Genomic DNA, 17,807 nt, shown 5'->3' with positions numbered 1-17,807 from the left:
AAGGGAAGCGGACAGATTGTCACTATTTCATTTAACGCAAGGACATCCAGATCATGAAGAACCATTTCAAGTGTATCGGCATTGTGGGACATCCTCGTCACCCCACCGCCCTGACCACACATGAAATGCTCTGGCGCTGGCTGTGCAGCAAAGGGTATGAAGTGCTGGTTGAACAGCAGATCGCCCATGAACTTCAGCTCAGCAACGTGAAAACCGGCACGCTGGCGGAGATTGGCCAACAGGCCGACCTCGCGGTGGTGGTGGGCGGCGACGGCAATATGCTCGGCGCGGCGCGGACCCTGGCCCGTTACGACATTAACGTCATCGGCATTAACCGCGGCAACCTCGGCTTTCTCACCGACCTTGACCCGGACAACGCCCTGCAGCAGCTCGCCGACGTGCTGGAAGGCCACTACATCGCCGAGAAACGCTTTCTGCTGGAGGCCCAGGTGTGCCAGCAGGATTGCCAGAAACGCATCAGCACCGCCATCAACGAAGTAGTGCTGCACCCCGGCAAAGTGGCGCATATGATTGAGTTCGAAGTCTATATCGACGAAGTCTTTGCGTTCTCTCAGCGCTCTGATGGCCTGATAATCTCCACCCCGACCGGCTCCACCGCTTATTCATTGTCGGCCGGCGGCCCGATCCTCACCCCGTCGCTGGACGCTATCACCCTGGTGCCGATGTTCCCGCACACCCTTTCAGCGCGACCGCTGGTGATCAACGGCGACAGCACCATCCGCCTGCGCTTCTCTCATCGCTGCAGCGATCTGGAGATCAGCTGCGACAGCCAGATTGCCCTACCGATCCAGGATGGCGAAGACGTTCTCATTCGCCGCTGTGATTATCACCTCAATCTGATTCACCCGAAAGATTACAGCTATTTCAATACATTAAGCACCAAGCTCGGCTGGTCGAAAAAATTGTTCTGATTTACATCGCTGCCTCTTTACTGGATAAAAAACCAGTCTATACTGTACGAAAACACAGTATTGGTTTTTCATACAGGAAGGCAGCTATGTTGGCGCAACTCACCATCAGTAATTTTGCTATCGTTCGTGAACTGGAAATTGATTTCCACAGCGGCATGACCGCCATCACCGGGGAAACCGGCGCCGGGAAATCCATTGCCATCGACGCGCTGGGGCTGTGCCTCGGCGGCAGAGCGGAAGCCGACATGGTGCGTCGCGGCGCCACCCGCGCCGACCTGTGCGCGCGCTTCGCGCTGAAAGATACCCCGGCCGCCCAGCGCTGGCTGGAAGAGAACCAGCTGGAGAGCGGGCGTGAGTGTTTACTTCGTCGGGTGATCAGCGCTGACGGCCGCTCTCGCGGCTTTATCAACGGTACCGCCGTCCCGCTCTCTCAGCTGCGCGAACTGGGCCAGCTGCTGATCCAGATCCACGGCCAGCATGCGCACCAGCTGTTGACCAAACCCGAACACCAGAAAACGCTGCTCGACGGCTATACCGGTGAGTATGCGCTCACTCAGCGCATGGCCGAGCATTACCGCCAGTGGCACCAGAGTTGCCGCGAGCTGGCCCTGCACCAGCAGCAGAGCCAGGAGCGCGCCGCCCGCGCCGATCTGCTGCAGTACCAGCTTAAAGAGCTGAACGAATTTAACCCGCTGCCGGGAGAATTCGAGCAGATTGACGAAGAGTACAAGCGCCTGGCCAACAGCGGCCAGCTGCTCAGCACCTGCCAGCACGCCCTGACGGTACTGGCGGACGGTGAAGAGGCCAATCTGCAGAGCCTGCTTTATACCGCGAAGCAGCTGGTCAGCGAGCTGGTGGGTATGGACAGCAAGCTTTCCGGCGTGCTGGATATGCTGGAAGAGGCGGCCATTCAGCTCAGCGAGGCCAGCGACGAGCTGCGCCACTATCACGACCGTCTGGATCTCGATCCGAACCGTCTGTTCGAACTTGAGCAGCGGATTTCCCGGCAAATCGCGCTGGCGCGTAAACACCAGGTAATGCCGGAAGAGCTGCCGGCGGTTTATCAGGCGATGCTGGAAGAGCAGCGCCTGCTGGACGATAGCGCCGGCTCGCTGGAATCCCTCAGCCAGCAGGTAGTCGAACATCATCAGCTGGCGCTGGAGACCGCGCGTCAGCTGCACGCCCTGCGCCAGGCCAGCGCCGACGAGCTGACCCAGCTTATCACCGAGAGTATGCACTCACTTTCGATGCCCCACGGGATCTTCGCGATTGAGGTCGCTTTCGATGAACGCCATCTCACCGCCGACGGCGCCGATCATATTGAGTTCCGCGTCACCACTAACCCCGGTCAGCCGCTGCAGCCGATCGCGAAAGTGGCCTCCGGCGGCGAACTGTCGCGCATTGCGCTGGCGATTCAGGTGATCACCGCGCGTAAAATGGAAACCCCGGCGCTGATCTTCGACGAAGTGGACGTCGGCATCAGCGGCCCGACCGCCGCCGTGGTCGGCAAGCTGCTGCGCCAGCTGGGCGAGTCCACGCAGGTGATGTGTGTGACCCACCTGCCGCAGGTTGCGGGCTGCGGCCACCATCATTTCTTTGTCTGCAAAGAGACCGATGGCGAGATGACCGAAACCCATATGCAGCCGCTGGATAAGCGCGCTCGTCTGCAGGAGCTGGCTCGCCTGCTGGGCGGCAGCGAGGTCACGCGCAACACCCTGGCGAACGCGAAAGAGTTGCTTGCGGCGTAAACTTTTTGATTTTCACAGGGTCATAGTGAACAGCAAATTGCCTGCTGACCTGCAGCCGGAGGTTTCCATCGGCGCGAAGGTCTATTATTATCGGCATATTACAGATGAGCCACGTACTGCTCGGGCCCAAAAAGGAATCAAATCACTATGCGCTGTAAAACGCTGACTGCTGCCGCAGCGGTTCTTCTTATGTTGACCGCAGGCTGTTCCACTCTGGAACGAGTGGTTTACCGTCCTGACATCAACCAGGGTAACTATCTGGCCCCTAACGATGTAGCAAAAATTCGTGTCGGTATGACGCAACAGCAGGTTGCTTATGCTCTCGGAACGCCAATGATGTCGGATCCGTTCGGCACCAACACCTGGTTCTATGTATTCCGTCAGGAGCCGGGCCACGAGAAAGTGACTCAGCAGACCCTGACCCTGACCTTCAACAGCGGCGGCGTGTTGACCAACATTGATAACAAGCCCGCGCTGACCAGTCAGTAAGGCCCGGAAAAGCAAAAAGCGCTCAGTGAGCGCTTTTTTTATGGCTGATAGCCGGTCTGCTGCTGTGGGTTACTTCGCAGCGCTTTTCTCTGCCCGCTGGCGACGCAGTTCTTTCGGGTCTGCGATCAGCGGGCGATAGATTTCGACCCGGTCGCCGTCGTGAACTTCGTCATGCAGCTTAACCGGACGACTGTAGATACCCAGCTTGTTCTTCGCCAGATCGATATCATCACGCAAGGCCAATAGCCCGCTGGCGATAATCGCCTGCTCGACCGTCGCTCCCTCATCCAGGGTGACTCGCTGCAAATACTGCTTTTCAGGCAGCGCGTAGGCGACTTCAACACGAATATTAGCTGGCACTGTAGACCTCTTTGGCGCGCGAAGTGAACGCCTGCACCATGTTGGCGGCCAGCTCTTTGAAGACCCGGCCAAAGGCCATCTCAATCAGCTTATTGGTAAACTCAAAATCGAGATGGAACTCGATTTTGCACGCCTCGGGGCTCAGCGGAATAAACTTCCAGCCGCCAATCAGTTTCTTGAACGGGCCATCCACCAGGCTCATCAAAATGCTCTGGTTGCTGGTCAGTGTATTCCGGGTCGTGAAGGTCTTACTGATGCCGGCTTTGGACACATCAACCGCCGCCGTCATTTGCGTCGGCCCGAATTCCAGCACGCGGCTACCGGTGCAGCCTGGCAGAAAATCAGGATAGGACTTCACATCGTTTACCAGTTGATACATCTGTTCCGCGCTGAAAGGCACCAGCGCAGTACGGCTAATCTGAGGCATAGCAGGTTCCACATTTAAACACAGTGCAAATAATATCATTTATCTGCTGCTAAAAAAAACGCTGTGCCGCAACTCGTGCTAAGATGCGCAGTACACCTCGCAGGATGCGATCGAGGTAACTGTGTATAAGACGATGACTTCAGGACATTATGACTAAGAAAAAAGCCCACAAACCTGGATCAGCCACCATTGCGCTGAATAAACGCGCCCGTCACGAATACTTTATCGAAGATGAATACGAGGCTGGTCTCGCCCTGCAGGGCTGGGAAGTCAAATCCCTGCGTGCAGGCAAAGCCAACATCGGCGATAGCTATGTCATCCTGAAGGATGGCGAAGCCTTCCTGTTCGGCGCCAACTTTACGCCCATGGCCGTGGCTTCCACCCACTATGTGTGCGACCCGACGCGCACTCGTAAGCTGCTGCTTAACCAGCGCGAACTCGACACGCTGTACGGCCGCATTAACCGCGAAGGTTATACCGTTGTCGCCCTGTCGCTGTACTGGAAGAACGCCTGGTGCAAAGTGAAAATCGGCGTCGCCAAAGGTAAGAAACAACACGACAAGCGTACCGATCTGAAAGATCGTGAATGGGCGCTGGATAAGGCGCGTATTATGAAGCACGCCGGACGTTAATTTCCCCTCCCCGAGGGCCAGCTCTCGCTGGCCCTTACGCTATATCCTTGTTGATGCTGCTTTTTCGTCCACCCTGCTGAAATAATCCTGCGTGATGGGGCTGGTAACGACATTCACAAATCTGTTATACTTGACCTACACATTGGGGCTGATTCTGGATTCGACGGGATTTGCGAAACCCAAGGTGCATGCCGAGGGGCGGTTGGCCTCGTAAAAAGCCGCAAAAAATAGTCGCAAACGACGAAAACTACGCTTTAGCAGCTTAATAACCTGCTCTGAGCCCTCTCTCCCTAGCTTCCGCTCTTAAGACGGGGATCAAAGAGAGGTCAAACCCAAAAGAGATCGCGTGGATGCCCTGCCTGGGGTTGAAGCGTTAAATCTAATCAGGCTAGTTTGTTAGTGGCGTGTCTGTCCGCAGCTGGCAAGCGAATGTAAAGACTGACTAAGCATGTAGTGCCGAGGATGTAGGAATTTCGGACGCGGGTTCAACTCCCGCCAGCTCCACCAAAATTCTCCATCGGTGATTACCAGAGTCATCCGATGAAGTCCTGAAAGCCCGCACGGCGCAAGCCCTGCGGGCTTTTTTGTGCCTTGAATTTATCCCGCGAAGTCCGAAGAGAACTCATTAAATCCGAACCTTTTAGGCCCATTGATAGGCCCAACGAAAAGCTCTGTTGTTTTCGCGCTACCAATTACCCGCCAACCCCCCCTCTCAGAATTAGACCTCCCACGACACTCGCACAACCCTTTCACCCTCCGGCCGCGTCCGCGGCCGGAGAGATAGATTTACCCCTTGGCAGAATACACGTCCAGCATGGCAAGGACCGCCCGACGCGCTGCATCGTCTGCGATATTGTCAGGCAACGCATCAGCCCGCAGAGTGACATAAGCGTCAGCAGCCCTTCGAATGGCAATCCCGACGGAGTGACGATCGTGCGTTGCCAGGGTGGAAGTCAGCAGGCCATCGGGATCAATGCCGAGGGCTTCTATTCGGCGAACACCGCGTTGCGGTAGATTGGCGCGACGGAACAGCATCGGCCCCAGCACTTGTTCCCGGAAGAAAGACAGCATCCCCATCGCTTCGAAGAGTTCCCCCCTGCCCAGTTTAACCACGGCATAATGCAGCCAGATCCAGGCTCGGGACTCAAACCACTCCGGCGTCATATCCGGCCAGTGCGCGCTAAATTTTGCCAGTTGTCGCTCTAGAGCATCGTTATCTCGGGTAAATAACACGGCAGGCTCTTCAACGCGCTGAGTGAGCATGTCCAGAGTGATAAATTTCAGATCGACATGCAGAAGTTCCGGGCCAAACAGGCAGATCAGCAGGCGAGGCTCACCGACGTGTTCCCCGGTGAAAGCATGTAGCAGATGGCCGAGCGTTCCGGCGAACGCCATACGCTGAGCCATGATTTCGTCATAATAGAGAGGGTCGACCACCACCACGAAATCCAGATCGGAGTATTGATCAAACCCGCCATGGATAAACGAGCCGCCAGCGAGAAGGGAGTGGATCCGCGAATCAGACTGTAATTTAAGCTTCAGTTGCTCTGCAAAACTTCTGTGTAAATCGGGTAGCGTATTAAGCATACTTTTTCCTGTTCACAAAAAAGACAAAGCATTACAGAATATCGAGCGATTCATCAGCAGACCAGATATTTCTGCTGGAACCCTACGCTCCATCGCGAAGCGCTAAATGCAAGCAATACCTCCCTCAGACCACCTCGCTCATCCACTCAGCAAACGCCCGCACAGCGGGAGAGAGAAAGCGCTGGTGCGGATAGAGCAATGTGACGGGTACCGGGGGCGGCTGCCAGTCCGTCAGCACTTCCACCAGTCTCCCCTCCTGCAGGTGGTCAGCAACGATATTCTCCGCCAGCTGCGCCAGCCCGAAGCCCGCCAGGCACATTTTTATATAGAGCCCCGTTTCATTCACCGCGGCGTTGCCGCTGACGGGTACAGAAAAGGTCTCCCCGTGGCGAACAAAGCGGAACTCATCGGCCCGTCTCGCCTGGCCGGAGAAATAATGCACCGCCCGGTGCTTAGAGAGCGCCTCCGGTGACGACGGCACGCCATATTCCCTGAGATAGTCCGGCGACGCGCAGGTTACCCAGCGAAAGCGGCCCAGAGGGCGGGCCACCAGGCTGGAGTTGTTCAGCTCTCCCATGCGTATCACGCAGTCGACACCTTCCTGAATCAGATCGACCTGCCGATCGCTGACGCCGATCATCAGGTAGATATCGGGATAGCGCCGGTAAAAGTCCGGCAGATGCGGCATGACGATGAAATGCGCGATGCCCGCGGGCATATCAACCCGCAGGCGCCCCTGAGGCCGCGCGACAGACTCGCTGAGGCTGGATTCGCTATGTTCGATGAGGGCGAGAATTTCCCGGCACTGCGCCAGATACTGCAGCCCTTCCGGAGTGAGACTCACCCGCCTTGTGGTCCGGTTCAGCAGCCGCACCTTCAGGTATTGCTCAAGGTTTTTAATGGTACTGGTGACAGTGGAGGCAGGCAGGGAAAGGGTTTCCGCGGCACGCACGAAGCTCCCTGCCTCCGCAACGCGCATAAACATCTGCATAGCCTGGATACGATCCACCTTCTTTCTCTCCTGAAGCAAGCAACTTACCGACTGACGGCATGATTATTCGTTAATTATGAATAATGAAAACAATTTACGCACCTTTTTTCGCTTAATCGACTGGCGTATCGTTGCACGGTGGATTACGAAGGGGGCCCGAAAATGAACATGCCCTCAATAAATATCCAGATAATCATTACGTTAAATAGCATGCACAAAGGAAAAACCATGTCCGTTCAGCCTGTCGAATTAAGTAAGGCCTATCGTTTATTGCAGGTCGGGTCCACCACCATGATTTCCGCAAAATATGATGGTGTCGAAAATGTCATGTCAGCCGCCTGGGTTGGGCTGGCAGGCGAGCGAAAAGTGGTGGCCTATATCGGCCCCCAGGCCTTCACACGTCAGCTGGTGGAAAAGAGCGGCTATTTCGTGGTGCAGATCCCCGTAGTCAGCCAGATGGCAACCGTCCTCTACGCTGGCGGGCGCAGCTATGCCGACGCGCCGGATAAAAATGACTCCATCCCCTTCATTTATCAGCCGGGGTTCGACATCCCCCTCGTGGCAGGCTGCGCCGGCTGGCTGGTGTGCAAAGTGATGCCCTACCCGGACATTCAGCAGCAACACAATCTGTTTCTGGGCGACATCGTCGCCGCCTGGAGCGATGACCGGGTATTCCGTAACGGACACTGGATTTTTGATGATGCGCCGGACGAGCTACGGACCGTTCACTATGTCGCAGGCGGGCAGTTCTATGCCATCGGCAAAGGCAGCAAATTCGATCATGGACCGGGTCAGGACTGATCCTCCCCGGTCATGAAGATCACTGACGAGATGCTTGCCCTGCAGAGCGGCTGATACTCCGGCGCCAGACGCCGGGCGCCTGGCCGTACTGGCGCTTGAAGCTGCGGTTGAAGGACTGCTGGGAGTCAAAGCCGAGGGCGATCGCCACGTTCAGGATCGGCTCGTTGCTGTGGGCTAAGCGTTCAACCGACTTTTGCAGCTTTTGCGCCCGAATATATTCTCCGAGGGGCTGCCCGGTATGTTCTTTGAAGATCCGCTGCAGGTGCCACTTCGAATAGCCGGATCGTCGGGCAACGGTGTCAATATCCAGACGGCTATCAAGATGGTTGTCGATCCAGTCGATCAGATCCTGAATGATGGCGCCAGTATTCATCATGTTACCTCCGCGCAGCCGGTTAAAAGCATCTTTGTCAGTTGCATTTAAAGGTGGCCTGTTTTTACACAAAATGCAAGTTTTATTGTTACATTTAAATCCACGCCGGGATCGCGGTTTTTGTCTCCCCCCTGGACCGCACATAAAGTGCAACAATTATTATTGCACTTAGTTAAGCGCCTTCCTACAATCGCCGCGATAGTGTATTCGAAATTGTTACAGTTTTGTGGCGATGATCGACACAAATGGCCTTAAGCCAGCCCGGACAAAGGAAGTGGCGCGGCCTCTCACGCTGCGTCTTGCCCGGCGGCTACAATTACCGGAATAAAAATAATGAGCCTGCAAAAAACCTGGGGAAACATTCACCTGACCGCGCTCGGCGCGATGATGCTCTCCTTTCTGCTCGTCGGCTGCGACGACAGCGTCGCGCAAAATGCCGCGCCTCCCGCCCCGACGGTCAGCGCCGCTAAGGTGCTGGTGAAGTCGATCAGTCAGTGGGATAGTTTTAACGGTCGCATTGAAGCGGTGGAGAGCGTTCAGCTTCGCCCTCGCGTCTCGGGATATATTGATAAAGTGAATTACACCGACGGTCAGGAGGTGAAAAAGGGCCAGGTGCTGTTCACCATAGATGACAGAACCTATCGCGCCGCGCTGGAGCAGGCGCAGGCGACGCTGGCGAGAGCCAAAACGCAGGCCAGCCTGGCGCAAAGCGAGGCGAACCGCACCGATAAATTAGTCCATACCAATCTTGTCTCCCGTGAAGAGTGGGAGCAGCGCCGGTCAGCCGCGGTTCAGGCGCAGGCTGATATTCGCGCCGCGCAGGCGGCGGTGGATGCCGCGCAGCTTAACCTCGACTTCACCAAAGTGACCGCCCCTATTGACGGCCGCGCCAGCCGGGCGCTGATCACCAGCGGTAACCTGGTCACCGCGGGCGACACCGCCAGCGTGCTCACCACTCTGGTCTCGCAGAAGACGGTGTACGTCTACTTTGACGTCGACGAGTCAACCTACCTCCACTATCAAAACCTCGCCCGCCGTGGGCAAGGGGCGTCCAGCGATAATCAGGCGCTCCCGGTGGAGATTGGCCTGGTTGGCGAGGAGGGTTACCCCCATCAGGGCAAAGTGGATTTTCTTGATAATCAGTTAACGCCGAGTACCGGCACCATCCGCATGCGCGCGCTGCTGGATAACTCGCAGCGTCTGTTCACACCGGGGCTGTTTGCCCGCGTGCGTCTGCCGGGCAGCGCCGAGTTCAAAGCCACGCTGATCGACGACAAAGCGGTACTGACCGATCAGGATCGTAAATACGTCTATATCGTTGATAAAGATGGTAAAGCGCAGCGACGTGATATTACCCCGGGGCGTCTGGCAGACGGTTTACGCATCGTTCAGAAGGGGTTGAACCCTGGGGATAGCGTCATCGTCGACGGGTTACAAAAAGTGTTTATGCCGGGTATGCCGGTGAATGCCAAAACCGTTGCCATGACCACCAGCGCCGCCCTCAACTGATCCCTAATCAGAGAATCCAACACATGGACTTTTCCCGCTTTTTTATCGACAGGCCGATTTTCGCCGCGGTGCTGTCGATTTTAATTTTTATCACCGGGTTAATCGCTATCCCGCTGCTGCCGGTGAGCGAATATCCGGACGTCGTCCCGCCGAGCGTCCAGGTGCGCGCGGAGTATCCCGGCGCCAACCCGAAAGTGATTGCCGAGACCGTGGCGACGCCGCTGGAGGAAGCGATCAACGGCGTTGAAAACATGATGTACATGAAATCGGTCGCTGGCTCCGACGGCGTGCTGGTCACCACCGTCACCTTCCGCCCGGGTACCGACCCGGATCAGGCGCAGGTTCAGGTGCAGAACCGGGTCGCGCAGGCGGAAGCGCGTCTGCCGGAGGATGTACGCCGTCTGGGCATCACCACCCAGAAACAGTCTCCGACGCTAACCCTGGTGGTGCATCTGTTTTCGCCAAACGGTAAGTACGACTCGCTGTATATGCGCAACTACGCCACGCTGAAAGTGAAGGATGAGCTGGCGCGCCTGCCCGGCGTCGGCCAGATCCAGATTTTTGGCTCCGGTGAATATGCGATGCGCGTCTGGCTGGATCCCAATAAGGTCGCGGCCCGCGGTCTGACAGCCTCGGATGTGGTGACGGCGATGCAGGAGCAAAACGTCCAGGTGTCTGCCGGACAGCTTGGTGCCGAGCCGCTGCCGCAGGAGAGCGATTTCCTGATCTCCATTAACGCCCAGGGCCGTCTGCATACCGAAGAAGAGTTTGGCAATATCATTCTGAAAACGGCGCAGGATGGCTCGCTGGTCCGCCTGCGCGACGTGGCGCGCATCGAGATGGGTTCCGGCAGCTATGCGCTGCGCTCCCAGCTCAACAATAAGGATGCGGTCGGGATCGGTATCTTCCAGTCGCCGGGGGCTAACGCCATCGATCTGTCGAACGCGGTACGCGCCAAAATGGCCGAGCTGGCCACCCGCTTCCCGGAAGATATGAAATGGGCGGCGCCGTACGACCCGACGGTTTTCGTGCGCGACTCCATCCGCGCGGTGGTGCAGACGCTGCTGGAAGCAGTGGTGCTGGTGGTGCTGGTGGTGATCCTGTTCCTGCAGACCTGGCGCGCGTCGATTATCCCATTGATCGCCGTGCCGGTATCGGTGGTGGGTACCTTCAGCATTCTCTATCTGCTGGGCTTCTCGCTGAATACCTTGAGCCTGTTCGGGCTGGTACTGGCTATCGGTATCGTGGTGGACGACGCCATCGTGGTGGTGGAGAACGTTGAGCGTAATATCGAAGAGGGGCTTGCGCCGCTTGCCGCGGCGCATCAGGCGATGCGTGAGGTCTCCGGGCCGATTATCGCCATTGCGCTGGTGCTGTGTGCGGTGTTCGTGCCGATGGCGTTTCTCTCTGGGGTCACCGGCCAGTTCTACAAACAGTTCGCGGTGACCATCGCCATCTCGACGGTGATCTCGGCCATCAACTCGCTGACGCTCTCCCCGGCGCTGGCGGCCCTGCTGTTAAAGCCGCACGGCGCGAAGAAAGACCTCCCTACCCGGCTGATCGATCGTCTGTTTGGCTGGATTTTCCGTCCGTTTAACCGCTTTTTCCTGCGCAGCTCGAACGGCTATCAGGGACTGGTGAGCAAAACCCTCGGACGCCGTGGCGCGGTGTTTGTGGTGTATTTGCTGCTGCTCTGCGCCGCTGGGGTGATGTTTAAAGTCGTCCCCGGCGGGTTTATTCCCACCCAGGATAAGCTGTATCTCATTGGCGGCGTGAAGATGCCGGAAGGTTCGTCGCTGGCGCGCACCGACGCGGTGATCCGCAAAATGAGCGAGATCGGGATGAATACCGAAGGGGTCGATTATGCGGTCGCTTTCCCGGGGCTTAACGCGCTGCAGTTCACCAACACGCCGAATACCGGGACGGTCTTTTTTGGCCTGAAACCGTTCGACCAGCGCAAACACACGGCGGCGGAAATTAACGCGGAGATCAACGCCAAAATCGCGCAAATCCAGCAGGGCTTTGGCTTCTCCATCCTGCCGCCGCCGATTTTAGGACTGGGTCAGGGTTCCGGCTACTCCCTGTACATCCAGGATCGCGGTGGGCTGGGCTATGGCGCGCTGCAAAGCGCGGTGAATGCGATGTCCGGGGCGATTATGCAGACGCCGGGGATGCACTTCCCGATCTCGACTTACCAGGCTAACGTGCCGCAGCTGGACGTGCAGGTCGATCGCGATAAGGCGAAAGCGCAGGGGGTGTCGCTAACCGATCTGTTCGGCACGCTGCAGACCTATCTCGGCTCGTCTTATGTCAATGACTTTAACCAGTTCGGGCGTACCTGGCGCGTGATGGCCCAGGCCGATGGGCCATTCCGCGAGAGCGTGGAAGATATTGCTAATCTGCGCACCCGCAATAATCAGGGCGAAATGGTGCCGATCGGCAGTATGGTGAATATCAGTACCACCTACGGGCCGGATCCGGTGATCCGCTACAACGGTTATCCAGCGGCGGACCTGATTGGCGATGCCGATCCGCGGATCCTCTCTTCTTCGCAGGCGATGACGCATCTGGAGGAGCTGTCGAAGCAGATCCTGCCGAATGGGATGAATATTGAGTGGACGGATCTGAGCTTCCAGCAGGCCACCCAGGGCAACACGGCGCTGATCGTCTTCCCGGTGGCGGTGCTGCTGGCGTTCCTCGTGCTGGCCGCACTGTATGAAAGCTGGACCCTGCCGCTGGCGGTGATCCTTATCGTGCCGATGACGATGCTCTCCGCGCTGTTTGGCGTCTGGCTGACCGGGGGCGATAACAACGTCTTCGTGCAGGTGGGGCTGGTGGTCCTGATGGGCCTGGCCTGTAAAAACGCCATTCTGATCGTCGAGTTTGCCCGCGAACTGGAGATCCAGGGGAAAGGCATCATGGAAGCGGCGCTGGAGGCATGCCGCCTGCGTCTGCGCCCGATCGTGATGACCTCCATCGCCTTTATCGCCGGGACCATTCCGCTGATCCTCGGCCATGGCGCGGGGGCGGAAGTCCGCGGTGTCACCGGGATCACGGTGTTCTCCGGGATGCTGGGCGTAACGCTGTTCGGTCTGTTCCTGACGCCGGTGTTTTACGTGACGCTGCGGAAACTGGTGACCCGCAGGAAGCCGGTCCAGGAGGATCTGCCCGCCTAGCCTGCAGCAGATAACAAAAAACCGCCTTCACAATGAAGGCGGTTTTTTTTCGTCATCAGATAGGAATTAAAGCGCTTTCTTAAAGCGGGCGATCATTTCCGGCACCGGATCGCAGCCGCTGGTATCGGCGTTTTTGACCGCCTCCAGCGCGCTGGCCACGGTGTGACGAGCAAGGACGTTTAGCGAAGCCTGCTCTGCTTCATCGGCAATCGATTTGAAGTACCAACAGGCGTTGGCGCTGACCACGCAGCGAGCCGGAACTTCAGGACGCGACGCCCACAGCTTTTTATCTTCAATAACCGAAAGATAGATATCACGCAGGGTGATCTTGTCCGCCGGGCGGCCAAGATGAATAGAGCCGTTGCGGCCAAGCGTGGAGACGATGATGCCGTCACGAGTAAGCGGAACCATTAGTTTACGGATAAAGCTCGGGTTCGCTTCCAGGCCGTAGGCCAGAATCGCACTCGTCGAACGTTCACCCATCTGCTCCGCCATTGCTACGCTGAGAACCATCTGCAAAGCTGTCGGGAAGCGGTAATCTAACATGGTATTGTCCTGGGTTGCGGTGAATCTTGTTCTTTTTGGCACCGCAGAGGTGAATAATCAATGAACAACAATATAACAAATACGGGAATTTTTTTGAAGCAATCTGCGGTTAGCCTGCGAAGTAAATTTTCTGATTTCGTCGGCAAAGGCAGGCTGAGAAAACGCGCCCTTCCGTACCGGTTTTCCTGAACGGCAATCGCCTCACCGCTCCCCAGTGGCTGCCCCGTGTTATAGAAATCCGCTGCCATAACGGCAGCGGATCCTGCGGGGTGTTAGGCCGTTAATTCCAGCTCGGTTTCAAAGGTGGTCACCGGCACAAACGGCAGGTAAGAGATCCGCAGCCTCTCGGCCACCTTCAGGCGATGCCATCCGGCCGGCAGGCCGCCTGGTTTGAGTACGGTGATGGTGGCCTTTTCGCCGAAGTTCCACCGGTCATCGTAGACGCTCTCCAGCTCGTCGAGCGTCCACTCCCGGCCGCGCAGCGCCAGGCGGATCGCCTGCCGTGGGATAGCTTCGCCGTTGAGGGTCACGGCGATATCTTCCACCATCGACAGCCCCAGGCCACGGTAGTAAGGCAGACGAGCCAAAAAGCGCACGCCGATAATTTCCCCGTCGCGGGTGACGTTGTCGAACCCTTCACGGCAGATAATATGCTGATCAAACATGATAATGCTCCTTACTGGCCCAGCAGCGCCGGGGGTGGGGTTTCATCTAACAGGCGGCAGAACATCAGCTGCTGGCGGCGGACCTGCTCCAGGCTGTCCACCTCCTGCGCGTCTTCCACCCAGCGGTTACCTTCGTACTCGGAGCACACATATCCCTCATAGCCACCCTTCTGCAGCACGCGGAAGATCTCATCGTAGGAAATCGACCACTCGGTTATCTCGTCGGTCATCTCATAGAATTTGGCATGGATGTTGTGGATCCGCGGCATAAAATCGAGCATCCGCTTCGGCTCGAACGCCGCGTTGTGGCGCAGGGTTTCCGCCATCGCCAACTGCGGGCCCGGCCCCCATTTTTGCATCACATCCAGGATCACGTATTCGCTGAGCGTCCGGTCTTCATAGGCTTTCTCGATAAAGTCCGCCGCCGCCTGGGGACAACCATTACGAATAAAGCGTTCTTTCCACACCCGCGGGAAGCGGGCTAAAAACATCCCCATATCCGGCAGGAAACCCAGCGCCCGGGTATGGGCTTTTTCATAGGCTTCGGCATGGCGAATAATCCACGGATGATCGAAATGCAGCGGGGCATGCACTTCCAGCAGAATGGTGATCCCTTTGTCTTCCGCATAAGGCGCCGCCGCCACCAGCACCTCCGGCGCCACGGAAACCAGGGAGCGGATATAGCGCATGCCCAGCCGGGCGGCAAAGTCGATGTCGTTTTGTACGCTGCGCACCTGCTCGTCAAACGGCATCGGCCGGTCTTTATATCGCTTATAGTCGAGCATAAAGTCATGGCATACCGGCACCGTATCATGGCGCTGCATCAGGCGATGCCAGTCGGCGATCGCCGCCTCCGGCATACCGCATTCGGGCCAGCCGGCGAAGGTCTGTTCGCCGACGACTTCAATGCCGCGGGCGCCGAACGCCGCGCAGTGACCGATCGCCTGATCGAGTGACATTTTGCCGAGGTAGGTCTCATTCTGAAAACTATACAGACTGACGCCGCGTTTTATTTTCTGAGTCATAAAAGTACCAGGTAAGTTGTTTAACAGGATAAGCCGGTCGCTTCGCGGGCGCGAGCTACCGAGGCCGCTGCGGGCAGCGACGGTTTGTACTCCAGACCAATGGCCCCGTTGTAGCCCAGCCGTTGCAGCCTGGCGATCAGCGCTGGCCACTCGCCGCTGCGCGGATCCGGTTCGTTACGATCCGGCGCCTGCGCTATCTGCACGTGCCCCACCAGATGCATTCTGCCGGCGAGCACCTCCTCCATCTCCTCTTCCATTACCATCGAGTGATAGACATCAAACAGCAGTTGCAGCCGCGGGCTGTCGACCGCCTCGATAATATCCAGCGCCAGCCGGGTATCGTTTAAGAACATCCCCGGATGATCGATGCGGGTGTTGAGCGGCTCCAGCAGCAGGGTGACCCCGGCGGCTTCCGCCAGCGTCGCTGCCTGACGCAGGATGTGGACCGCCTGCGCCCGCTGCTCGGCAATATCGACCCCTTCACGACTGAAGCCGGAGGCTACCACCAGCGGTGGCGACCCCAGCTGACGTGACACCGCCAGGCTGTCGCTCACTGCCGCCAGAAACTGCTCATGCTCCGCCGGATCCACCAGGCTGCGCCGGGGCTCCACCACGAAGCTAGACAGCGTCACGCCCGTCTCCTCCAGCGCCTGCGCCAGCGCTGCCAGCGGTTTATCGCGCCAGAGGTGAAACTCAACGTGGCTGAATCCCTGCGCTTTCGCCGCCCGGACCCGATCGCTGAAATCGGGATACTCTTCACGAAACAGCCATTCAATACATGCGGACAAATACATCCGACCCCCTTCTCTACTTGCCAGATCAAAACAAACAAAATTAGAATAAGAATTCTTATTCTGTTTCGGAGCGGCAGTGTGACGCCTTCCCCTCTGGCTTATCGGTCAACGGCAGGATCTGACGCGGCATAACCAGAATGAGTGCTCTAATTCTAATCTCTGATTGCTATAAATTGTCAATATTATTTAACAAGTATTTAACTAAATCTGAAGGTACATCATGCTCAATAACGCTTCGGCGGCCACAGTTCAGGCGCCTCCCTACACCAGCGAACGGCAGCGCACGCTGGCCACGCTGGTGGTTTCGATAGCGCTGGTGCTGGAGATCATCGACGTTTCAATCATCAATGTCGCCATCCCGGTGGTACAGCGCGACCTGCTCGCCAGCCCGCGGCAAATCGAATGGGTGGTCACCGGCTACCTGTTCTTTTTCTCCATTCTGCTGCTTACCGGCGGCCGTCTCGGCGATCTGTATGGCTACCGGCGGATGTTCATTAGCGGCCTGCTGGCGTTTGGCGCCGCGTCGGCCGGTTGCGGGCTGGCCACCAGCCCGGAAATGCTGGTCGCGATGCGTATTGTGCAGGGGGCCAGCGGGGCGATGATGGGCCCGCAAATCCTCTCCCTGATGCAGGTTCTGTATCGCCCGCACGAGCGTTTTCGGGTGATGAGTATTTTCGGCCTGCTCGGCGGCGCCGCCGGGATCCTCGGCCCGGTACTTGGCGGGATCATCATCGAAAGCAATCTTTTCGGCCTCAGCTGGCGGCCGATCTTTTTGATCAACGTGCCGGTGATCGCCATCGCCGTCGCTCTGGCGTGGCGGGTGCTCCCGGCGGTGCGCAGCCCGGAGGCGAAAGGCATCGATCCGCTGGGAACCCTGCTGGCGGTGGTGGGCGGCGGCGCGCTGCTGCTCACCCTGATCGAAGGCCCCGCCCTGCGCTGGCCGGCCTGGATGGTGCTGCCGCCGCTGCTGTCGGTCATCACGGTGTCACTCCTCTGGCGCCATCTGCTGGGACGCGAACGCCGGGGCGGCACGCTGTTGTTGCCGCCAGCCGTACTGCGCGACCGCTTTTTTCGCGCCGGGATTATCATCACCCTGCTCTATCAGCTGACCACCGCCTCGCTGCTGCTGGCCACCGCGCTGGTGCTGCAGAGCGGACTGGGCTTCAGCCCGTTCCACACTGCCCTGATGCATATCCCCTTCGCGCTTGGGGCGATGTTTTCCATCGCCGTCGCTGGACGCCGGCTGTCACTTCGTCTTGGGCGCAACGTGACGCTGGTTGGGGTGGCGGTACAGATGAGCGGCCTACTGCTGATGGGCTACGGGATCGCCGCAGCGCCGGGGACGCTGCCGCTGACCGCGCTGGGTCTTGGGTTCGGCCTGTGCGGCTGTGGGATGGGGCTTATCTCCGCCCCGCTGCCGGCCTTTGCTATGGCGGCGATACCGGTGGCCCACGCCGGCGCGGCGTCGGGATTATTTCGCACCGGCCAGCAGTTTGGCGCCGCCCTCGGCATGGCGACCCTCGGCGGATTCTATCTGGCGCAAAGCGCCTCCGCACCGGAGGCCTGGCGCGGGGCCTTTATCACCCTGCTGACCCTTGGCGCCCTGATCCTGCTGGCGATTGCCGCCCTCAGCCGCCTGCTGCCCGCCTCAGTGCTTCCCCCGGCGGGTAAGCCATGACCTATCGCGTCCGGCAATGGCTGCTATCATGAGGAACCATTTATCAGGACGCACCAGGCTGTAGTACCTATTTT

At 58.1% G+C, this 17,807-nt stretch carries 17 protein-coding genes and 1 other RNA gene; 9 read left to right on the top strand and 9 right to left on the bottom strand.

The annotated features are described in order from the left end of the window. Positions 1–53: 53 nt before the first annotated feature. From nadK to bamE, 3 genes are all read left to right on the top strand, one after another. Positions 54–932 (top strand): NAD(+) kinase, encoded by an 879-nt coding sequence (gene nadK, locus CW267_RS06160; RefSeq protein WP_002914158.1) that lies wholly within the window; start codon positions 54–56, stop codon positions 930–932. An 86-nt stretch (positions 933–1,018) separates the two neighbouring features. Next, positions 1,019–2,680 (top strand): DNA repair protein RecN, encoded by a 1,662-nt coding sequence (recN, locus tag CW267_RS06155; RefSeq protein WP_012540837.1) that lies wholly within the window; start codon positions 1,019–1,021, stop codon positions 2,678–2,680. 147 nt (positions 2,681–2,827) lie between these two features. Further along, positions 2,828–3,169 (top strand): outer membrane protein assembly factor BamE, encoded by a 342-nt coding sequence (gene bamE, locus CW267_RS06150; protein WP_008806098.1) that lies wholly within the window; start codon positions 2,828–2,830, stop codon positions 3,167–3,169. Positions 3,170–3,238: 69 nt separating this feature from the next. Here the strand turns inward: bamE and CW267_RS06145 are convergent, their stop codons facing one another. Both CW267_RS06145 and CW267_RS06140 read right to left on the bottom strand, forming a co-directional pair. After that, on the bottom strand, positions 3,239–3,529 hold the full coding sequence (locus CW267_RS06145; protein WP_004145682.1) for an RnfH family protein: 291 nt from the start codon (positions 3,527–3,529) through the stop codon (positions 3,239–3,241). Next, positions 3,519–3,956, bottom strand: coding sequence for a type II toxin-antitoxin system RatA family toxin (locus tag CW267_RS06140; RefSeq protein WP_008806099.1), 438 nt, complete (start codon positions 3,954–3,956; stop codon positions 3,519–3,521). The genes CW267_RS06145 and CW267_RS06140 overlap by 11 nt, the downstream gene beginning before the upstream one ends. A 149-nt stretch (positions 3,957–4,105) precedes the next feature. On the opposite strand from CW267_RS06140, the gene smpB reads away from it, so the two are divergent. Further along, on the top strand, positions 4,106–4,588 hold the full coding sequence (smpB, locus tag CW267_RS06135; protein ID WP_002914164.1) for an SsrA-binding protein SmpB: 483 nt from the start codon (positions 4,106–4,108) through the stop codon (positions 4,586–4,588). A gap of 144 nt (positions 4,589–4,732) precedes the next feature. Further along, positions 4,733–5,095: a transfer-messenger RNA gene (ssrA, locus tag CW267_RS06130) on the top strand. 279 nt (positions 5,096–5,374) lie between these two features. Here ssrA and CW267_RS06125 read toward each other — a convergent pair. Continuing rightward, entirely contained in the window at positions 5,375–6,175 is an 801-nt protein-coding gene (locus CW267_RS06125) for a hypothetical protein (protein ID WP_012967416.1), read from the bottom strand. A gap of 124 nt (positions 6,176–6,299) precedes the next feature. Continuing rightward, positions 6,300–7,184 (bottom strand): LysR family transcriptional regulator, encoded by an 885-nt coding sequence (locus tag CW267_RS06120; RefSeq protein ID WP_012967415.1) that lies wholly within the window; start codon positions 7,182–7,184, stop codon positions 6,300–6,302. 210 nt (positions 7,185–7,394) lie between these two features. On the opposite strand from CW267_RS06120, the gene CW267_RS06115 reads away from it, so the two are divergent. Further along, positions 7,395–7,967, top strand: a complete 573-nt coding sequence (locus CW267_RS06115; RefSeq protein ID WP_008806104.1) for a flavin reductase family protein — start codon at positions 7,395–7,397, stop codon at positions 7,965–7,967. A 19-nt stretch (positions 7,968–7,986) separates the two neighbouring features. On the opposite strand, the gene CW267_RS06110 is transcribed toward CW267_RS06115, so the two are convergent. Next, entirely contained in the window at positions 7,987–8,340 is a 354-nt protein-coding gene (locus tag CW267_RS06110; RefSeq protein ID WP_048268071.1) for a helix-turn-helix domain-containing protein, read from the bottom strand. 333 nt (positions 8,341–8,673) lie between these two features. Between CW267_RS06110 and oqxA the strand changes: the two genes are divergently transcribed. After that, the gene (gene oqxA, locus CW267_RS06105) at positions 8,674–9,849 is read left to right on the top strand and encodes a multidrug efflux RND transporter periplasmic adaptor subunit OqxA (protein WP_008806106.1); all 1,176 of its coding nucleotides are present in this window, start codon (positions 8,674–8,676) and stop codon (positions 9,847–9,849) included. A 23-nt stretch (positions 9,850–9,872) separates the two neighbouring features. Continuing rightward, positions 9,873–13,025: a multidrug efflux RND transporter permease subunit OqxB gene (gene oqxB / locus CW267_RS06100; protein ID WP_023298090.1), complete on the top strand. Its 3,153-nt coding sequence runs from the start codon at positions 9,873–9,875 to the stop codon at positions 13,023–13,025. 66 nt (positions 13,026–13,091) lie between these two features. Here oqxB and CW267_RS06095 read toward each other — a convergent pair whose 3' ends face one another. The 4 genes from CW267_RS06095 to CW267_RS06080 all read right to left on the bottom strand — a co-directional run bounded on the left by CW267_RS06095 (position 13,092) and on the right by CW267_RS06080 (position 16,055). Continuing rightward, positions 13,092–13,571, bottom strand: coding sequence for an RrF2 family transcriptional regulator (locus tag CW267_RS06095; RefSeq protein WP_032736298.1), 480 nt, complete (start codon positions 13,569–13,571; stop codon positions 13,092–13,094). A 272-nt stretch (positions 13,572–13,843) separates the two neighbouring features. After that, positions 13,844–14,236 (bottom strand): DUF6379 domain-containing protein, encoded by a 393-nt coding sequence (locus tag CW267_RS06090; RefSeq protein ID WP_012967411.1) that lies wholly within the window; start codon positions 14,234–14,236, stop codon positions 13,844–13,846. A gap of 11 nt (positions 14,237–14,247) precedes the next feature. Then, positions 14,248–15,261 carry a sugar phosphate isomerase/epimerase family protein gene (locus CW267_RS06085; RefSeq protein WP_049011101.1) on the bottom strand — a complete coding sequence of 338 codons (1,014 nt, stop codon included), beginning with the start codon at positions 15,259–15,261 and terminating at the stop codon, positions 14,248–14,250. Positions 15,262–15,281: 20 nt separating this feature from the next. Next, positions 15,282–16,055, bottom strand: a complete 774-nt coding sequence (locus tag CW267_RS06080; RefSeq protein WP_023323142.1) for a TIM barrel protein — start codon at positions 16,053–16,055, stop codon at positions 15,282–15,284. 220 nt (positions 16,056–16,275) lie between these two features. Between CW267_RS06080 and CW267_RS06075 the strand changes: the two genes are divergently transcribed. Beyond that, the gene (locus CW267_RS06075; protein ID WP_023298093.1) at positions 16,276–17,733 is read left to right on the top strand and encodes an MFS transporter; all 1,458 of its coding nucleotides are present in this window, start codon (positions 16,276–16,278) and stop codon (positions 17,731–17,733) included. Positions 17,734–17,807: the final 74 nt, after the last annotated feature.

It is taken from the genome of Klebsiella sp. X1-16S-Nf21, from assembly GCF_002837615.1.
GTDB lineage: Bacteria > Pseudomonadota > Gammaproteobacteria > Enterobacterales > Enterobacteriaceae > Klebsiella > Klebsiella variicola.
This window is presented reverse-complemented; position numbering and strand designations above follow the sequence as displayed.